A 17323-nucleotide genomic window follows, 5' to 3' on the forward strand; every position below is an offset into this window, starting at 1 on the left:
TTATTCAGACCCCCTTATATGCGAACAAGTGAAATATTGATTTTATCCACGATAACGGCGCCGGCGCTTCACGCGAATGAAAAGACCCGGGCGTTTCCACCCGGGTCCTTGTTTCGTCCACTGCCTTGAAATGGCGCTCAGCTGTCGAGGAAGCTCCGGAGCTTGCGGCTGCGGCTGGGATGCTTCAGCTTGCGGAGGGCCTTGGCCTCGATCTGGCGGATACGCTCGCGCGTCACGGAGAACTGCTGGCCGACCTCTTCCAGCGTGTGGTCGGTATTCATGCCGATGCCGAAGCGCATGCGCAGCACGCGCTCCTCGCGCGGTGTCAGCGAGGCCAGCACGCGGGTTGTCGTCTCGCGCAGGTTGGCCTGGATCGCCGCGTCGATCGGCAGGATGGCGTTCTTGTCCTCGATGAAGTCACCCAGATGCGAATCCTCCTCGTCGCCCACCGGCGTCTCGAGGCTGATCGGCTCCTTGGCGATCTTGAGCACCTTGCGCACCTTCTCCAGCGGCATGGCCAGCTTCTCGGCCAGTTCCTCCGGCGTCGGCTCGCGGCCGATCTCGTGCAGCATCTGGCGTGAGGTCCGCACGATCTTGTTGATCGTCTCGATCATGTGGACGGGAATGCGGATCGTGCGGGCCTGGTCGGCAATCGACCGGGTGATCGCCTGCCGGATCCACCATGTCGCATAGGTGGAGAACTTGTAGCCGCGCCGGTACTCGAACTTGTCCACCGCCTTCATCAGGCCGATATTGCCTTCCTGGATCAGATCGAGGAATTGCAGGCCGCGATTGGTGTATTTCTTGGCGATGGAAATGACGAGGCGGAGGTTCGCTTCCACCATTTCCTTCTTGGCGATGGCCGCCTCGCGCTCGCCCTTCTGCACCTGGTTGACGATCTTTCGGAACTCGCCGATGGAAATGCCGGTTTCCTGGGCAAGGTTCTGGATCTCCGCCCGCAGGTCGTTGATCGGGTCCTTTTCGCTCCTGGCGAAATCCTTCCAGCCGCGCGCCGACAGGTTGGCGATGTGCTTCATCCAGTTCGGATCGAGCTCATTGCCTTGGTATTCCTTGAGGAATTCCTCGCGCTTGACGCCATAGCTTTCCGCCAGCCGCAGCAGGCGGCCCTCGTTCTGCACGAGGCGCTTGTTGATGTCGTAAAGCTGCTCGACAAGGGCCTCGATGCGCTGGTTGTTCAGCGACAGCGACTTGACCGCCGTGATGACGGCGTCCTTCAGTTCCTTGTAGCGGCGCTGTTGCGAGGGCGACAGCGTGCCGGCAGCCGCCAGCCGGTTTTCCACCTGCTGATCCTGCAACTTGCGCAGTTTCTTGTAGGTATCGGCGATCAGGTCGAGCGTTTCCATCACCTGCGGGCGCAACTCGCCTTCCATGGCGGCCAGCGACAGGTTCTGCTCGTCCTCGTCCTCTTCCTCTTCCTCCGGCTGCGCCTCGCCGCCGACATTCGTGATGTCGTCATCGCGCCGGCGCGGCTGGCGGGCCAGGCGCTCCTTCTCCTCGCGTTCCTTCTTCGCCGCCTCGATTTCCTCGGGCGTGGGAACGGCCGGCGCCTGCTTGGCCTCGGGACCGGCATAGGTGGTTTCGAGATCGATGATCTCGCGCAGCAGGATCTTGCCTTCGTTCAGCTCGTCGCGCCAGATGATCAGCGCCTGGAAGGTCAGCGGGCTTTCGCACAGGCCCGCGATCATCGTCTCGCGTCCGGCCTCGATGCGCTTGGCGATGGCGATTTCGCCCTCGCGCGAAAGCAGTTCCACCGAACCCATCTCGCGCAGGTACATGCGCACCGGATCGTCGGTGCGGTCGGCCGGTTCGCGCTTCGTGGTCGTGGCAACGGCCGTGCCCTGCTGGGTCGCGACCTCGTTGGACTCTTCCTCGTCGTCGCCGGAATCCTTGGGCGCGTCGTCCTCGCCCTGCTCGTCATCCTCGACCACCGTGATGCCCATGTCCGAAAGCATCGACATGGTATCCTCGATCTGCTCGGAGGTGACCTCTTCGGAGGGCAGGACGGCGTTCAGTTCGTCCATGGTCACGTAGCCGCGCTTCTTGGCGGCCTTGATCATTTTCTTGACTGCGCTGTCGGTAAGGTCGAGCAACGGCCCGTCGGGCGCGTTGGTCTCGGTCTCAACCTCTTCCTTTTCCTTGGTCGCCATGCTTTCTTCTCTCTGCTCGGCGCGAGTCGCGGTCACGCCGGCCTTGTTTGTCCGTTGTCTGTCGCTGCGTCAGGGTCCGGACACGAATCCGTTCTGTAAAGGTAGGTCGGTCCTTGCCAGTAGCAAGACGCCCGTTAATGCGGCCCTAACCCTGTTCGGCTGCGATGCAGACAATCCGCAATCCCGTGTTTCAGGCCGCACGTCGGATATGGGGCCTTGTCCTGCGCTCTGGTCCAAACTTGTCTGATTCCGGTTTATTTCGCCTGCGTCAACCCCGGCAATGCCATGATTCGGGGCGAAAATGCGAATCAGTTGTTCAGGCCCGGTTTTTCAGGACGATCTGCGCGCCGGTCCACGCCCCGAAGCCACACCGAATCCGTCGATGATCGCTTCCGTCGCGCGGGCCTTGCGCATCTGCTCCTGGATGTCGAGCAACCGGCGGTAATTGGCCTCTGTCGGTTCGTTGGCCAGCGCCAGTTCCGCCGCCTTGAGCTCCTTATGTAAGCCGCGCGCCGACCGGTGCAAGTGGAGCGCCTGAAGGAATCCTTCGCGGGCATCCTCGCTGGCCGCATCGCCCAGCGCCGTCCATTGCCGCGCCCGCCGCGCCAGCATGTCTGCCTGGTCGAGCACATCGCCGAGGCCGGCCGCGCGCACCGCCGCCAGCGTTTCCTCCCGGTCGCCCGTGCGCCCATGCGCCATCGCATCGAACAGCACCGACAACAGCCGGCGCAGGTCCGGGCTGTCCAGTTCGAGCTGGTCGCAATCCTCGAAATGCGCATCCAGCAGGAACGGATGATTGGCCAGCGTCAGCACGAGAACGGTTTCGCGCAGCGGCAGGCCGCCTTGGGCCTGGCGCACCAGCGCCGACCGCGCAAGGCTGTCGGAGACGGCAAGCCGGCTGGACGCGCCGCCCAGCCGCGGCCCGCCCTTCTCGCCCCTGCCCCGGCTGTCGCGCTGCCGGTTGCGCGGCCCGGTTCCGAAAAAGGCCTGCGCCCGCTCGCGCATGTCCTGGAGATAGTGATGGCGCACGCTTTCGTCCTGAATGCGGAAGACCGCGTCGCGCAGCCGCTTCTCCAGTTCCGCCCGGCGCTCCGGCGTGTCGAACACACCGGCGGCCGTCTCGCGCATCCAGATCAGGTCGGCCAGCGGCCGCGCCTCGCGCAGCACCGCCTGCATCGCCTCGCCGCCCTGCGCCTTGATCAGGTCATCGGGGTCCTGGCCCTCGGGCAGCAGCGCAAAGCGCGCTGTGTGCCCCGGCTTGACCGATGGCAGGATCAGGTCGGCGGCCCGCCATGCCGCCTTCAACCCGGCCTGGTCGCCGTCGAAGCACAGCACCGGCTCACCGCTGATGCGCCACAGCAGTTCCATCTGCTCCTCGGTCAGCGCCGTGCCGAGCGGCGCCACCGCATGGCGGATGCCGGCCTGCGCCAGCGCGATGACATCCATGTAGCCTTCCACGGCGACAACCGTTCCAGCTTCCTGCGCCGCGCGCCGCGCCGGCCCGTGATTGTAGAGCACCCGCCCCTTGTGAAAGAGGTCCGTCTCCGGCGAATTGAGATATTTCGCCGGCACATCCGGCGACAGCGCCCGCCCGCCAAAGGCGATCACCCGTCCGCGTGTGTCGGTGATGGGAAACATCACGCGGTCGCGGAAACGGTCATAGGAAACGGGAATGTCCGGGCCGTGAACCACCAGGCCGCAGGCCTCCATCTGCTCCTTCGCCACGCCCTTTGCCGAAAGGAATTCCTTGAGCGCATTGCGGCTGTCGGGGGCATAGCCCAGGCGGAACTCGCGCTGGATGGCGGAATTGAGTTCGCGGCCGCGCAGGTAGGCCCGCGCCTTTGCACCTTCGGCCGCCTGGAGCTTTTCCTCGAAGAATCGCGCCGCCATCTCCATCACGTCGCTCAGGGAAGCGCGCGCCTGCTCGCGGCGCTCCGCCTCCGGGTCGCGCGCCGGCATCGGCACGCCCGCCATTTCCGCGATACGCTCGACCGCTTCGGGAAACGGCATACCGTCAAGCTCTGTCAGGAAGCGGAAATGGTCGCCCGACACGCCGCAACCGAAACAGTGATAACGGCCCTTGCGGTCCTCACAGTGAAAGCTCGGCGTCTTCTCGCCATGGAACGGGCAGCAGGCCCAGAAGTCGCCCTTGCCCGGATTGGACTTCCGGCGGTCGAAGGTCACGCGCGATCCCACCACGGCCGAAATCGGCACGCGATCCCTGATTTCGTCAAGGAAGGATTGCGCAAAACGCATATGGCTCACCTTTCCGCCTCATTGTCCAAAGGCCCTGGGCCGCATGCCAGGAAACGGTTCCGCAAACGGCCTGGCCCGGACCCGTCTGCCCGCGAGCCCGGTGCCAGCGCGTTGTATTCCCCGCATTCCGGCGCTGGGCAAGATATTATTTCCCGCCCGCCATCAAACGCGCAAACAGCGCTCCTGCGCAAGGTGGCAGCGGCTGCTAGGGTTCCGCCGACGTCAACCGGAGGGTCAATGCCTTGGAAACCCATGCCCGCAGCCTCGCCAAGGCCATTTCGTGGCGCGTGACAGGCACGCTGGACACCATGCTCATCTCGCTGGTCATCACCGGCAGCCTGCGTCTTGCCGCCGCCATCGGCCTGACGGAGGTGGCGACGAAGTCATTGCTCTATTACCTGCATGAACGCGCCTGGCTGAAGGTCCCCTTCGGCCGCCGCAGCATGCCGCAATGAGCGGGCAAGCAAAAGGGCCCGGTGCCTGTGGCACACCGGGCCCTTCCGTCAACTGCCGGGACAAATCCGCTATTGAAGCATGTTCTTCGCGATGCCGTTTGCCTTGGCGAAGTCCATCTGACCGGGATAGCGCTCCTTGAGCGTGGCCATGCAGCGGCCCATGTCGCGCAGGCCTTCCGCGCCGATGTCGTCGATGACCTGGCGCACGGCCGTCTTCGTGTCTTCCTCGCAAAGCTGGCGCGGCATGAATTCGCGGATGATGGCGATTTCCTGGCGTTCCTGCTCGGCCATGTCCAGCCGCGCGCCATCCTCGAAGGCCTTGGCCGATTCTTCGCGCTGCTTCACCATTTTCGCCAGGATCTGCAGGATATCCTCATCCGTGACAGGATCCTTGCCGGCACCGCGATTGGCGATATCGCGGTCCGTAACGGCCGCCTGGATGAGCCTGAGCGTGCAGACGCGTCGTTTGTCCTGTGCCTTGAGCGCGTTTTTCAGCGCCGCGGCGATTTCTTCGCGCATGGTGGATTGCCTCCTGTAAAGCGCTGCGAATTTACCGCCGACCGGCGCCGGATGCAAATCGTTTCGAGGCGCAGCAAGTCATTGACTTCAAAGCCTCTTTGTCGAAATTCACAACATTTTCCGATTGACGGCATGCACGCGGGAGCGCCCGCCGGGCGATCCGCGGCCACAGTTTCGCGGCATTTTTCTGCCGTTTACGGGCCACTTTTGTCGTGCGGGCCACATATGGCGCTGGTCCTTTGTCCTTTCAAGGTGTATGGGACCGCAGCCGAAACACCCATATCCCCCAGAGATTGCCCGCCGGCGCCTGACGACGGAGTACAGCCATGACCGCAAACACCCTGCCCTGGACGACCGCCCGTCCGACCGCCCTTCTCGTTCTGGCCGACGGAACCGTCATCGAGGGCCGCGGCCTCGGCGCGACCGGTTCGGTCCAGGCCGAAGTCTGCTTCAACACCGCCCTGACCGGCTACGAGGAAATCCTCACCGACCCCTCCTATTCCGGGCAGATCGTCACCTTCACCTTCCCCCATATCGGCAATGTCGGCACCAACGACGAGGATATCGAGGATCTGACGCCGGCCGGCCGGCATGGCGCCGTCGGCGCCGTCTTCAAGGCCGATGTGACCAACCCGTCCAATTATCGCGCGGCCTCGCATCTCGATGAGTGGCTGACGAAACGCGGCATCATCGCCATGGCGGGCGTCGACACCCGCGCGCTGACGATCCTCATCCGCGAAAAGGGCATGCCGAATGCCGTCATCGCCCATGATCCGGACGGCCGCTTCGACCTGGAGGCGCTGAAGACGGCGGCAAAGGCATGGCACGGGCTTGTCGGCCTCGACCTCGCCCGCGACGTGACCTCCGGCCAGTCGGCCGCCTGGTCGCAGACGCCCTGGGTCTGGGATGAGGGCTATGGCAACCTGTCCGGGGAGCGGATGCACATCGTCGCCGTGGATTTTGGCGTCAAGCGCAACATCCTGCGCCTTCTGGCGGGTCTCGGCGCGAAGGTGACCGTCGTTCCGGCCGGCACATCCGCCGCCGACATTCTCGCGCTCGATCCGGACGGCATCTTCCTGTCCAACGGTCCGGGCGACCCTGCGGCCACCGGCGACTATGCCGTGCCGATGATCCGCGACTTGCTGAAGACGGACATTCCGCTCTTCGGTATCTGCCTCGGCCACCAGATGCTGGCGCTGGCGCTGGGCGCGAAGACCTCCAAGATGCATCAGGGCCATCACGGCGCCAATCACCCGGTCAAGGACCACACCACCGGCAAGGTGGAGATCGTGTCCATGAACCACGGCTTCGCGGTGGATGGCGACAGCCTGCCGGAGGGTGTCCAGGAGACCCATGTCTCACTTTTCGACGGCTCCAATTGCGGTCTCATGCTCACCGGCAAGCCGGTCTTTTCGGTCCAGCATCACCCGGAAGCCTCGCCCGGCCCGCAGGACAGCCATTACCTGTTCCAGCGCTTCGCCAACATGATCCGCGCCCGCAAGGGCGAGCCGGAACTTGCCGAACGCTGAGCCTTCCGCTTCGCGGAGCATGCTTCACGGGCGGTCCGCTGGCGGGCCGCCCGTTTCGATTCCGTCAGGTCGCCATGGTGGCCATGCCGGCGTCAGCTTGCCAGGCGCACCACGGTCATCCGGTCGCGAATCTGTTTGAAGACAGGTTCGAGATCCTCGGCGGACGGACTGTCGAAATAGTGGTCGGCATCCGTTGCGCAAGCGGAAAGAAGTTTTCCCGTATCGCTGTCGTCGACTTCCAGCCGGATCGTGTAGATCTCGATGCCATCGGCCTTGGCATTGGTGCAGGCGGCAAGCGTCTTGGCATTCATCGCCTTGCGCGCATCGTCCACGGAACTGGAGATCCTGACCCCGTCCATCCGTCCATCGGCCACATAGCCCACGCTGCCATAGCCCGAATGCAGGTCATTGTTCAGCAGGCCATAGGAATTGGCGCCGTCGGTCAGCAGGATCAGCACCTTCCTGGCGCCACTTGCGCTGCCCTCGGTGAAAGGCGCACGGTTCGAAAGCAGCCGCCAGCCCCACATCACGCCCTCGGTGATATTGGTCGAGCCATTGGCCTTGTTGGCATTGACCTTGGCCTTGACGGCGGCTGCAGAACTGGTCAGCGGCAACAAGGGTTCCACCTCGCAGCCGTAGCCCGGCCCCTTGGGGTCCGATTCATTGCCATAGAACCTGGAGGGTGACGTATCCATCGTCACCGTCAGGGCCGGATCGCGCTCGATGATGCCGCCCACCTTGTGCAAGCCGTATTTGGCCAGCTTCAGGCTCATCCCCACCGGCGTCTTGTCCAGAACGCTGACGTCGGACTTGATGTAATTGTTGGGATAGCGCGGCCAGCCGCCAGGCCAGCGGTCGTCCGGCTCGTCAATGGCGAAGGTCGGCACGAAAAGCGAGCCGGCATCCGATTTCGTCGGCGCTGTGTCCATCACATCGTGGTCGGCCTTTTTCGTCGGGTCGCGGGTTTCGACGCAGCCGGGCCATTTCACGCCGAGCGCATGATAGACCTCGAAGCGCGACAGGTTGGCTGGCAATTCGTGCTGATCGATCTTGACCTGGCCGTAAATGTCCAACCAGTCGGCGCCCGTTCCCTTCACGACCTTGCCCGTCTCGTCGAAGTCGGGCGCATATTGCGGCCCCACATTGACGAAGGCGGCATAGGGCACCACGGCGAAATTGAGGTTTGACTTGACCGACACCTGCGCCGACATGGCATCGACGAGCGAGTTGACCGCGTTCTTCATCGCTGCCAGCTTTGCCCCCTCCATCGACCCGGTCTGGTCGAGCGAGAATGCGATTTCATAGCGCAGCGGCGCATATTCTGCCACGGCATCCCGCGCGATCCGCCATGTCTGCGTGCCCAGCAGTTCCCCGAAAACGAGGTCCGGCTCCACGGTCGCCGCCACGCGCACCGAATAGCCGTTGCGGTTGACGGTGACCTTCCGCACCTTGTCCTGCAGGTTGGCGCCGACAAATTCCCGCGCGATTGCACGGGCCTTCGCATCCGTGATCGTCATTCCTTCCCGGGCAATGGCCAGCGCAGCGCTGTCCACTGCCTGCTGAAGGCTGCTCGCGCGTTTGGCAAGGTTGGAATAATCGATGGAAACGCCCAAGGCCAGCACGAGCGGAATCGCCAGCGCGCCCGTCATGAGCGCCATGTTTCCATCCGTCGATCCGAGAAACCGTTTCCATACAGTCATCGCTGACCACCTCATTTCCCATGCCCGAAAAGGCCATTCTTCCGGACTTCGGCTGGTGACATGGGCAAGTCAGGCGGGCGATGGCATTCACGCCGCCAGGCGCGAAGGCATCGCATGTCCGCAACCGCTCCTCATGAGCGGCAGTTCCTTCCCGGTCGCATGGTGCGCGGCCGGATAAAGGTTTGCCCTGTTTTCACACTAGGGGAAAAACATTGACATGCCGGCAAGAGTGCCTGGCAATGTTTAAGCATCAACTTAATTAGTTGATAATACCCGCCGGACTGCCGGGCGCGGCCGCAAGGGCGGTCAGACCGGATTGTTGAACGTGTCGCAGGCGGCAAGCTGGCCGCTCTGCAAGCCACGGGCAAACCAGGTCGCCCTCTGTTTGGACGTGCCGTGATTGAAGCTGTCGGGCACGACATAGCCCTGGCTGCGCTTCTGCAGCGTATCGTCGCCAATCTGGTGCGCCGCATTCAGCGCTTCCTCGATGTCGCCCTTTTCCAGAAGGCCCTTCTGCGCCGTGTAATGCGCCCAGATGCCGGCATAGCAATCCGCCTGCAACTCCACCCGCACCGACATGCGGTTGGCCTCTGCCGGGCTCATCGTCCGGCGCATCTGGTTGAAGCGCGGCAGGATACCGGTCAGGTTCTGCACGTGGTGGCCCACTTCGTGCGCGATCACGTAGGCCTGGGCGAAATCGCCGGATGCCTTGAAGCGGCGTGCCAGCTCATCGAAAAAGGATGTGTCGAGATAGACCTTGCGGTCGGTCGGACAATAGAACGGGCCGGAAGCGGCGGAGGCGAACCCGCAGGCCGACTGCACCTGTCCGGAGAAAAGCACCAGCGTCGGTTCCCTGTAGCGCTCGCCCGCCGCTTCGAGAATGCCAGGCCAGGTGTCCTCGGTCTCGGCCAGGATCGTGGCCACGAACCGGCCTGTCTCGTCGCTCGGAGCGCCCGTGCCGGGGGCCGGTTGTGTCTGCTGGCCGGCAATCGGCCCCGAACCGCCCTCAAGTCCCTCAAGCACCTGCAACGGGTCGATGCCGAAGGCCCGGAGCGCGAAGAACAGAACGACGAGGATGATGATGCCGGAAATGCCGCCGCCGCGCCGCCCGCCCATGCCGGAGCCGCCCATGGGGATGCGGATGCGCCCGCCGCCTCGCCCGATACCGCCCCCCGAGCGGCCGCCGCGGCCACGCAGATCCTCGACATTGTCCGACTGTCTGCGGCCTTTCCAGCGCATGGTCTGGCTCCATCGTGTTTTCGCCGTTCCTTAATGCCGCAAAGCCCCGCCCGGTTCAACTGGAACGAAGCCGGCGGCAAGGGGCCGAAACACAGGATCAGGCACGATAGCCCGCTTGCACGAGGGCGCGCATGCCTGCCAGTCCGATGGAAAAGCCGGACACGAGGGCAAGCGGCAGTGCGATTGTCAGGCTGTCGGCGAGAGCCGGGTTGATGTCCCGCGCGGCGCCTGCGGCAAACCGTGACAGGAAAATCACCACGATCAGCACCATGGAGACCCATTCGCCCGGCACGTGAACCCGGTCCAGGTCGTCGACGACGGCGGCGTCACCGCGCCCCACCCGCTCGCCGGCCAGCGACCCGGCGGTCAACGCCGCGACCAGCATGGCCGCCGCCGCAAGCGACGCGCCATTGGCGAAGAACGAGGCAAGCCCGATCCCGCACAGCACGACGGGAAGGATCATCAGCCGCGTCTTGCTGACGATGCGCGGTCGCGACCGGCTCCAGCCCAGCCAGAGCGATGCGGCGAGCAGCGGCCACACCCAGAGCGGGGCGTGCGTGGCAATCTGCGTTACGTCCGGCGCCGCCATCGCATCGTGGCCGGCGCCCAGCAGGAACATCGGCGCCAGCAGCACGGCCAGACCGGTTCCGGCCACCCCCGTCTTTCGCCGCGACAGCCAGTCGAACCGCCCGCCGCGCCTGACATGAACCACCACGGCCCCGCAGATCGCGGCCAGCAGGATCACCAGCGGCCAGGCCGCCTTCGATCCGCCCAGCAGAACCTCGTTCATCAGGCGGCCCGGCACCAGCGTGAACGCCCCGGCAAGGCCGATGGCGCTCCAGTACATGCCGACCACGGCCTTGCGGTGAAACGAGATGCGCCGGGTGCGCGCCGACCAGACCACGAGGCCGCTGCTCACCAGCGTCAGGACCGAGAGCAGGTGGATCGGCGAGAATGGCCCGACCATGCGGATGGTGTGGATGAAGAAGGACGTGATCGACGTCATGACCATCAGCGCCAGCCACACGCGGCCGAGCACCTTGTGCAGCCGTGTGCCCTTGCGCCCGAACAGCATCCAGGCGCCGAGCACGGCGGCGGGGACGACGGTCAGGACATGGATCTGGATGGCCAGCGGCGCGTTGAGGAGCGGGTCGAGGGTCATGGTGTATCTCCGTTGGCAAGGCAATTGCCCGTTGCACTTTCGCCGTCAAGACGCCATGGTCGCCGCTCCACTGCAAAAAGCCATGCGCGGACCGGCCGGAGAACTTCGTGAAAGAGACCATTCTGCAATCCACGCTTCGCGAATTGCAGACGATCCTGGCGAGTCCGCGGCTGTGGCTGGTGTTCGCCGCATCTGTCATCCTCTTCACTGCAACCGGCCCGTTCGGCACGCTGGAAGCGCTCGCCCTGCCTGCCCGCCTCGGCTACTGGCTGATCGTGCAGAGCCTGACATGGCTGGTCGCGCTGCTTTTCGTCGTCTTCTTCAATGCCGCGCTCGAACGCCATGTTGCCCATGCCCTGCCGCGCATGCTCGTCGGCGCCGCGCTGTCGGCCCTGCCCATGGGGCTGGTCCTGCTGATCGTCAATGCAGGCCTGCGGAATGCACCCGTGTCGATGGCCGAACTTGTCTCGGACGTCCTTACCGCGCTGCCCATCGCACTGGTCATGTGCCTTCTGTCATGGCTGGCGCTGGACGGAACCCGCCCTGGTGATTCCGCCGCTCCGGAACCGGCGCTGGATGCGCCACACCCGGCGGCACCGGCACGCCCTGCCCTGCTGGACCGCTTGCCGGCGGAAAAGCGTGGCGCGCTGGTTCGCCTTGAAGTGCAGGACCACTACGTCGTCGTCGTCACCACGCGCGGGCGCGAAATGCTGCTGATGCGCCTTGCCGATGCCATGCGCGAGACCGCGCCGGCCGAAGGCCGCCAGGTCCATCGTTCCCACTGGGCCGCGAGGCAGGGCGCTGAAGCCCTGGAGCGCGAATCCGGCAAGAATGGCCGCCTGTTCCTGCGCATGACGGATGGAATGAAGGTGCCAGTCAGCCGTGCGAACGCCGCTGCCGTGAAAGCATGGCTGGAATAGCGCCGCCGGTTCGCGCGCGCGGCCTGTCGATTCCGTGCCGGAAGCGCCATTTCCGGGGTTCCCACGCGTGACCCTCTCCCCTATAAGGCCCACCTAGCCTTGAGAGAACGAGTCCCGCCGCCGGCCGGTTTTCCGCGCCGGCCTTTGCGCGCGAACGAGAGCCGGAAGACACCCATGCCCAAGCGTACAGATATCAAGTCGATCCTCGTCATCGGAGCTGGCCCCATCATCATCGGCCAGGCCTGCGAATTCGACTATTCCGGCACCCAGGCCTGCAAGGCGCTCAAGGCCGAGGGCTATCGCATCATCCTGGTCAATTCCAATCCGGCCACCATCATGACGGACCCGGAACTGGCCGACGCCACCTATGTCGAGCCGATCACGCCGGAAGTCGTGGCCAAGATCATCGCCAAGGAACGCCCGGATGCGCTTCTGCCCACCATGGGCGGACAGACGGCGCTCAACACTGCCCTTTCCCTGCGCCGCATGGGCATTCTGGAGCGCTACGGCGTGGAGATGATCGGCGCCAATGCCGAGGCCATCGACAAGGCCGAGGATCGCGCCCTGTTCCGCGAGGCCATGGCGAAGATCGGGCTGGAAACGCCAAAGTCGATGCTGGCCAATGCCACCGACGTGAAGGATGCCGACCGCAAGGCGCATGAGGCCAAGCGCGCGGAACTGAAGACCCGCCTTTCCGGCGACGATCTCGACAAGGCGCTCGACGATCTCGAAACCGAATGGAATCTCGGCGAAGGCGACCGCAAGCAGCGCTACATGCGCCACGCCATGGGCATCGCCGCCACCGCGATCGACCAGGTCGGCCTGCCGGCCATCATCCGCCCCTCATTCACGCTGGGCGGCACCGGCGGCGGCATCGCCTATAACGAGGCGGAATTCTTCCAGATCGTGCAATCGGGCCTCGATGCCTCGCCGACCACCGAGGTGCTCATCGAGGAGAGCGTGCTCGGCTGGAAGGAATACGAGATGGAGGTCGTCCGCGACAAGGCGGACAACTGCATCATCATCTGCTCCATCGAGAACATCGATCCGATGGGGGTCCATACCGGCGATTCCATTACCGTGGCTCCGGCGCTGACGTTGACGGACAAGGAATACCAGATCATGCGCAACGCCTCCATCGCGGTGCTGCGCGAGATCGGCGTGGAGACCGGCGGCTCCAACGTGCAATTCGCCGTCAATCCGCAAAACGGCCGTCTCGTCGTCATCGAGATGAACCCGCGCGTCTCGCGCTCCTCGGCGCTCGCCTCCAAGGCCACCGGCTTCCCCATTGCCAAGGTCGCCGCGCGCCTCGCCGTCGGCTACACGCTGGATGAACTGGAGAACGACATCACCGGCGGCGCCACGCCGGCCTCCTTCGAGCCGTCGATCGACTATGTCGTCACCAAGATCCCGCGCTTCGCCTTCGAGAAGTTCCCCGGCGCCTCGCCCACCCTGACCACCGCGATGAAATCGGTCGGCGAGGTCATGGCCATTGGCCGCACCTTTGCCGAATCCCTGCAAAAGGCCCTGCGCGGGCTGGAAACCGGCCTGACCGGCCTCGACGAGATCGAGATCCCCGGCCTTGGCGGTGAGGACGACCGCAATGCCATCCGCGCCGCCATCGGCACGCCGACGCCCGACCGCCTGCGCATGGTCGCCCAGGCGATACGGCTGGGTACCTCGCTCGCCGACATCCACGAGATGTGCCGCATCGACATGTGGTTCCTCGAACAGCTCAAGGCGATCATCGACACCGAGGCGCGCATCCGGGAGCACGGTCTGCCGGACGATGCGCAGAACCTGCGCATGCTGAAATCCATGGGCTTTTCCGATTCCCGCCTTGCCTCGCTCACCGGCGCCGAGGAGGCCGAGGTCAAGGCCCTGCGCGATCGGCTGGACGTGCATCCCGTCTTCAAGCGCATCGACACCTGCGCCGCCGAGTTCGCCTCGCCGACCGCCTACATGTACTCGACCTATGAGACACCCTTTGCCGGCGCGCTCGCCGACGAGGCCCAGGTTTCGGACCGCAACAAGGTAGTGATCCTGGGCGGTGGTCCGAACCGCATCGGCCAGGGCATCGAATTCGACTATTGCTGCTGCCATGCCGCCTTTGCGCTGGCCGATGCCGGCTATGAATCGATCATGATCAACTGCAACCCGGAAACCGTGTCGACCGATTACGACACCTCCGATCGGCTCTATTTCGAGCCGCTGACCGCCGAGGACGTGCTGGAGATCCTGCGCGCCGAACAGGCGAAGGGCACGCTGCATGGCGTGATCGTGCAGTTCGGCGGCCAGACGCCGCTGAAACTTGCCGATGCGCTGGAACGTGCCGGCATACCCATCCTCGGCACGTCGCCCGACGCCATCGACCTGGCCGAGGATCGCGACCGCTTCCAGAAACTGCTGACAAGGCTGAACCTGACCCAGCCGAAGAACGGCATTGCCTATTCGGTGGAGCAGGCCCGCCTCGTGGCCGGCGAACTGGGCTTCCCGCTGGTCGTGCGCCCCTCCTACGTGCTGGGCGGCCGCGCCATGCAGATCATCCATGACGACGCGATGTTGTCCAACTACCTGCTTGGCACGGTGCCGGAACTGGTGCCCGAGGACATCAAGGCGCGCTACCCCAACGACAAGACCGGTCAGATCAACACGCTGCTCGGCCGCAACCCGCTGCTTTTCGACACCTATCTGGCCGGCGCCATCGAGGTGGATGTCGATTGCCTGTGCGACGGCGACAAGACCTTCGTTTCCGGCATCATGGAACATATCGAGGAAGCCGGCATCCATTCCGGCGACAGCGCCTGTTCGCTGCCGGTCCATTCGCTCGGCAAGGACATGGTGGCCGAACTGGAAGCGCAGACCGTCGCGCTGGCCCGCGCGCTCAAGGTCGGCGGCCTGATGAACGTGCAGTATGCCATCAAGGACGGAACGGTCTATATCCTGGAGGTCAATCCGCGCGCCTCGCGCACCGTGCCCTTCGTCGCCAAGACGATCGGCCGCCCGATCGCCAAGATCGCCGCCCGCATCATGGCCGGCGAGAACCTCGACAGCGCTTTCGCCCACTATGGCGACAAGCCGGATGTGAACGCACTCGGCCACATCGCGGTGAAGGAAGCCGTCTTCCCCTTCGCCCGCTTCCCCGGCGTCGACACGCTTCTGGGACCGGAAATGCGCTCCACGGGCGAGGTCATCGGCCTCGACCGCGACTATCACCTTGCCTTCGCCAAGGCACAGCTTGGCGCCGGCGTCGACCTGCCGCGCAACGGCACGCTCTTCGTCTCCGTGCGCGACGAGGACAAGGCCGCCGTCCTGCCCAGCGTCAAGCGTCTGGCCGCGGCCGGGTTCCGTGTCCTGGCCACCGGCGGCACGCAGCGCTACCTGGCCGAGAACGGCGTGGAGGCCGAGAAGATCAACAAGGTGCTCGAAGGCCGTCCGCATGTCGAGGACGCCATCCGCAACCGCCAGGTCCAGATCGTCTTCAACACGACCGACAGCCAGAAGGCGGTGTCGGATTCCAAGTCCCTGCGCCGTGCGGCCCTGATGCAGAAAGTGCCCTATTACACCACGATTGCCGGGGCCGATGCCGTGGCCCATGCCATCGTTGCGCTGAAGGCCGGCAATCTGGAGGTTCGCCCGCTACAGGCCTATTTCGCGTAAGGGCTTTTCCGGCACGGCTGGCAATTGACGCAATTTTCTCATGCGCATAATTTATGCGCATGAAACACGAACGCCCGTCCCGCAAGACCGCCACGAACCTCTCCATCAATGCCCACCTGGTGGAGGAAGCCAGGGCGCTTGGCCTCAACCTTTCCGAAATGGCCGAGCGCGGCATTGCCGAAGCGGTGCAGGCGGAAAAGGAACGCCGCTGGAAGGAAGAGAACGCCGAGGCCTTCCGTCAGCACAACGAATGGGTGGAGAAGAACGGATTGCCCCTGGAAGCTTACAGGACATTCCGGATCGGCCCAGTTTGACCTCTTCTGGAACGATGCGGAATCGTTCTGGCTCGTTGACGTACAGCACGACTTGATTTCGAGCCTGGCAACGCGGGTTGTCATCCCGCTACTTCCTGCTGCATCTGCGCCTCGGCCGATAGAGCGGCTCAACCCCGTGATACGGATCGATCATGCGGACCATGTACTGATGACCGATCAACTGTCAGCGGTACAGCGCTCGCTTCTCGGTGAGGCTAGGGGAAACATCGCCGGCCAGCGCGACCGGATCGTCGCGGCCGTCGATCTTCTCGTCACCGGCATCTGAGCGTCGGCCGGGCCGGCGTCCTCAGTCGTCCTTCAGCCAGACCGGATCCTTGCAGGCCTGGACGGGGCATTCCAGCGTGTCAGCGGTGGGGATGAATTCGGTCTTGGGCACCTGCCCGCGCGGGCAAAACCCGCCATGCTCGACAAACCGGTCGTAGCGGGTGATGCCCGAACCCGATGTCGACGTGTAGCGCAGGATGGCCGCGCCCTCGGCATGGATGATGTCCTGCACCTCGCCGCAGGTGCGATGGTCGATGTTGTACCGGTTGATGGCATGGGCCGGTGCGGTGGCCAGAATGGCGGCTGTCAATGCGAGCAACAAGCGTTTCATCACGAGGACTCCTTTGGACCGGGTCGATGCATCACCCCTTTCCATACAGGATGGCACCTTGCCGGCCAAAGACAAGACAAGGCAGGCCCTCCCTGTGACAAGGATCACGCCGGATTGTCTCCAAGCCAGTCCAGCGGCACATGGGGCGCATCCGCCTCGACCCGGGCCAGCCAGGCGACAATGGCCGGAAAGCGCGCAAGGTCGAAGCCGCCACGGGTGCCTGCACTATGCGTATAGGCATAGAGGGCCAGATCGGCCGCGCTGATCGTCCCGCCCACCAGGAAAGGCGTTTTCTCAAGCTGCGTTTCCATCACGGCGAGATTGCGGTGCCCGGCCTCCAGCAGCGGATCGAGAATTTCCGGCCGCCGCTCGCCCGCCCGGTGATCGTAGCAAAGGATCGCGGCGCGCACCGCGATGGTCGCCTCATGTGAGTTCTGCTCCCAGAACATCCACTGATGTACTTTTGCACGCGCAAACCGGTCATCGGGAAGGAACCGCGTCCCCTCGGAAAGATAAAGCAGGATGGCATTGGACTCCGACAGCAGCCGCCCGTCCTCGAATTGCACCAGCGGCACCCGCCCATGCGGGTTGAGTGCGCGGAACCGGGCGCTTGTCGTGACGCCGGAGCCGTATTCGGCGGCCACGTGACGAAACGGCATGCCCAGTTTGGCAAGCAGAAGCCGCACCTTGTAGCTGTTGCCGGAACTGGGCATGGAATAGAGCGTGAGCATGCGGCGGATGTCCTGTTGATCTGGCCCGACTATGGCCGCCCGGCCGCGCGCAAA

General features: G+C 64.5%; 14 protein-coding genes. 6 read left to right on the forward strand and 8 right to left on the reverse strand.

Annotation, left to right across the window (positions count from 1 at the left end; all coding sequences use genetic code 11):
* Positions 1-137 precede the first annotated feature (137 nt).
* Both rpoD and dnaG read right to left on the reverse strand, forming a co-directional pair.
* Positions 138-2168 (reverse strand): RNA polymerase sigma factor RpoD, encoded by a 2031-nt coding sequence (gene rpoD / locus R3D65_RS12600; RefSeq protein ID WP_371275596.1) that lies wholly within the window; start codon positions 2166-2168, stop codon positions 138-140.
* Between the two features lie 330 nt (positions 2169-2498).
* Positions 2499-4424: a DNA primase gene (gene dnaG, locus R3D65_RS12605; protein ID WP_371276032.1), complete on the reverse strand. Its 1926-nt coding sequence runs from the start codon at positions 4422-4424 to the stop codon at positions 2499-2501.
* Positions 4425-4666: 242 nt separating this feature from the next.
* Between dnaG and R3D65_RS12610 the strand changes: the two genes are divergently transcribed.
* On the forward strand, positions 4667-4879 hold the full coding sequence (locus R3D65_RS12610; protein WP_371275597.1) for a DUF2061 domain-containing protein: 213 nt from the start codon (positions 4667-4669) through the stop codon (positions 4877-4879).
* A 69-nt stretch (positions 4880-4948) separates the two neighbouring features.
* On the opposite strand, the gene R3D65_RS12615 is transcribed toward R3D65_RS12610, so the two are convergent.
* Positions 4949-5398, reverse strand: a complete 450-nt coding sequence (locus tag R3D65_RS12615) for a GatB/YqeY domain-containing protein (protein WP_371275598.1) — start codon at positions 5396-5398, stop codon at positions 4949-4951.
* Positions 5399-5724: 326 nt separating this feature from the next.
* Between R3D65_RS12615 and carA the strand changes: the two genes are divergently transcribed.
* Positions 5725-6927: a glutamine-hydrolyzing carbamoyl-phosphate synthase small subunit gene (carA, locus tag R3D65_RS12620; protein WP_371275599.1), complete on the forward strand. Its 1203-nt coding sequence runs from the start codon at positions 5725-5727 to the stop codon at positions 6925-6927.
* A gap of 92 nt (positions 6928-7019) precedes the next feature.
* Here the strand turns inward: carA and R3D65_RS12625 are convergent, their stop codons facing one another.
* From R3D65_RS12625 to R3D65_RS12635, 3 genes are all read right to left on the reverse strand, one after another.
* Entirely contained in the window at positions 7020-8585 is a 1566-nt protein-coding gene (locus R3D65_RS12625; RefSeq protein WP_371275600.1) for a hypothetical protein, read from the reverse strand.
* A gap of 348 nt (positions 8586-8933) precedes the next feature.
* The gene (locus R3D65_RS12630) at positions 8934-9866 is read right to left on the reverse strand and encodes a neutral zinc metallopeptidase (RefSeq protein WP_371275601.1); all 933 of its coding nucleotides are present in this window, start codon (positions 9864-9866) and stop codon (positions 8934-8936) included.
* A gap of 97 nt (positions 9867-9963) precedes the next feature.
* Positions 9964-11028: a DUF6622 family protein gene (locus R3D65_RS12635; protein WP_371275602.1), complete on the reverse strand. Its 1065-nt coding sequence runs from the start codon at positions 11026-11028 to the stop codon at positions 9964-9966.
* 107 nt (positions 11029-11135) lie between these two features.
* On the opposite strand from R3D65_RS12635, the gene R3D65_RS12640 reads away from it, so the two are divergent.
* From R3D65_RS12640 to R3D65_RS12655, 4 genes are all read left to right on the forward strand, one after another.
* On the forward strand, positions 11136-11948 hold the full coding sequence (locus R3D65_RS12640) for a LytTR family DNA-binding domain-containing protein (RefSeq protein ID WP_371275603.1): 813 nt from the start codon (positions 11136-11138) through the stop codon (positions 11946-11948).
* Between the two features lie 174 nt (positions 11949-12122).
* Positions 12123-15608, forward strand: a complete 3486-nt coding sequence (gene carB / locus R3D65_RS12645) for a carbamoyl-phosphate synthase large subunit (protein WP_371275604.1) — start codon at positions 12123-12125, stop codon at positions 15606-15608.
* A 59-nt stretch (positions 15609-15667) separates the two neighbouring features.
* Positions 15668-15922, forward strand: a complete 255-nt coding sequence (locus R3D65_RS12650) for a type II toxin-antitoxin system CcdA family antitoxin (RefSeq protein ID WP_371275605.1) — start codon at positions 15668-15670, stop codon at positions 15920-15922.
* 52 nt (positions 15923-15974) lie between these two features.
* Positions 15975-16208, forward strand: coding sequence for a CcdB family protein (locus tag R3D65_RS12655; protein WP_371275606.1), 234 nt, complete (start codon positions 15975-15977; stop codon positions 16206-16208).
* Positions 16209-16229: 21 nt separating this feature from the next.
* Here the strand turns inward: R3D65_RS12655 and R3D65_RS12660 are convergent, their stop codons facing one another.
* Together R3D65_RS12660 and R3D65_RS12665 are read right to left on the reverse strand one after the other, a co-directional pair.
* Positions 16230-16538, reverse strand: coding sequence for a hypothetical protein (locus tag R3D65_RS12660; RefSeq protein WP_371275607.1), 309 nt, complete (start codon positions 16536-16538; stop codon positions 16230-16232).
* A 104-nt stretch (positions 16539-16642) separates the two neighbouring features.
* The gene (locus R3D65_RS12665) at positions 16643-17269 is read right to left on the reverse strand and encodes a glutathione S-transferase family protein (RefSeq protein ID WP_371275608.1); all 627 of its coding nucleotides are present in this window, start codon (positions 17267-17269) and stop codon (positions 16643-16645) included.
* Positions 17270-17323: the final 54 nt, after the last annotated feature.

The organism is Zhengella sp., assembly GCF_041397485.1.
GTDB lineage: Bacteria > Pseudomonadota > Alphaproteobacteria > Rhizobiales > Rhizobiaceae > Zhengella.

Excerpts from the sequence above, each read along its gene's own strand:
- rpoD (WP_371275596.1), bottom strand. The coding sequence starts at position 2,168 with ATGGCGACCAAGGAAAAGGAAGAGGTTGAGACCGAGACCAACGCGCCC.
- dnaG (WP_371276032.1), bottom strand. The coding sequence starts at position 4,424 with ATGCGTTTTGCGCAATCCTTCCTTGACGAAATCAGGGATCGCGTGCCG.
- R3D65_RS12615 (WP_371275598.1), bottom strand. The coding sequence starts at position 5,398 with ATGCGCGAAGAAATCGCCGCGGCGCTGAAAAACGCGCTCAAGGCACAG.
- carA (WP_371275599.1), top strand. The coding sequence starts at position 5,725 with ATGACCGCAAACACCCTGCCCTGGACGACCGCCCGTCCGACCGCCCTT.
- R3D65_RS12625 (WP_371275600.1), bottom strand. The coding sequence starts at position 8,585 with ATGGCGCTCATGACGGGCGCGCTGGCGATTCCGCTCGTGCTGGCCTTG.
- R3D65_RS12630 (WP_371275601.1), bottom strand. The coding sequence starts at position 9,866 with ATGCGCTGGAAAGGCCGCAGACAGTCGGACAATGTCGAGGATCTGCGT.
- R3D65_RS12635 (WP_371275602.1), bottom strand. The coding sequence starts at position 11,028 with ATGACCCTCGACCCGCTCCTCAACGCGCCGCTGGCCATCCAGATCCAT.
- carB (WP_371275604.1), top strand. The coding sequence starts at position 12,123 with ATGCCCAAGCGTACAGATATCAAGTCGATCCTCGTCATCGGAGCTGGC.
- R3D65_RS12650 (WP_371275605.1), top strand. The coding sequence starts at position 15,668 with ATGAAACACGAACGCCCGTCCCGCAAGACCGCCACGAACCTCTCCATC.
- R3D65_RS12660 (WP_371275607.1), bottom strand. The coding sequence starts at position 16,538 with ATGAAACGCTTGTTGCTCGCATTGACAGCCGCCATTCTGGCCACCGCA.
- R3D65_RS12665 (WP_371275608.1), bottom strand. The coding sequence starts at position 17,269 with ATGCTCACGCTCTATTCCATGCCCAGTTCCGGCAACAGCTACAAGGTG.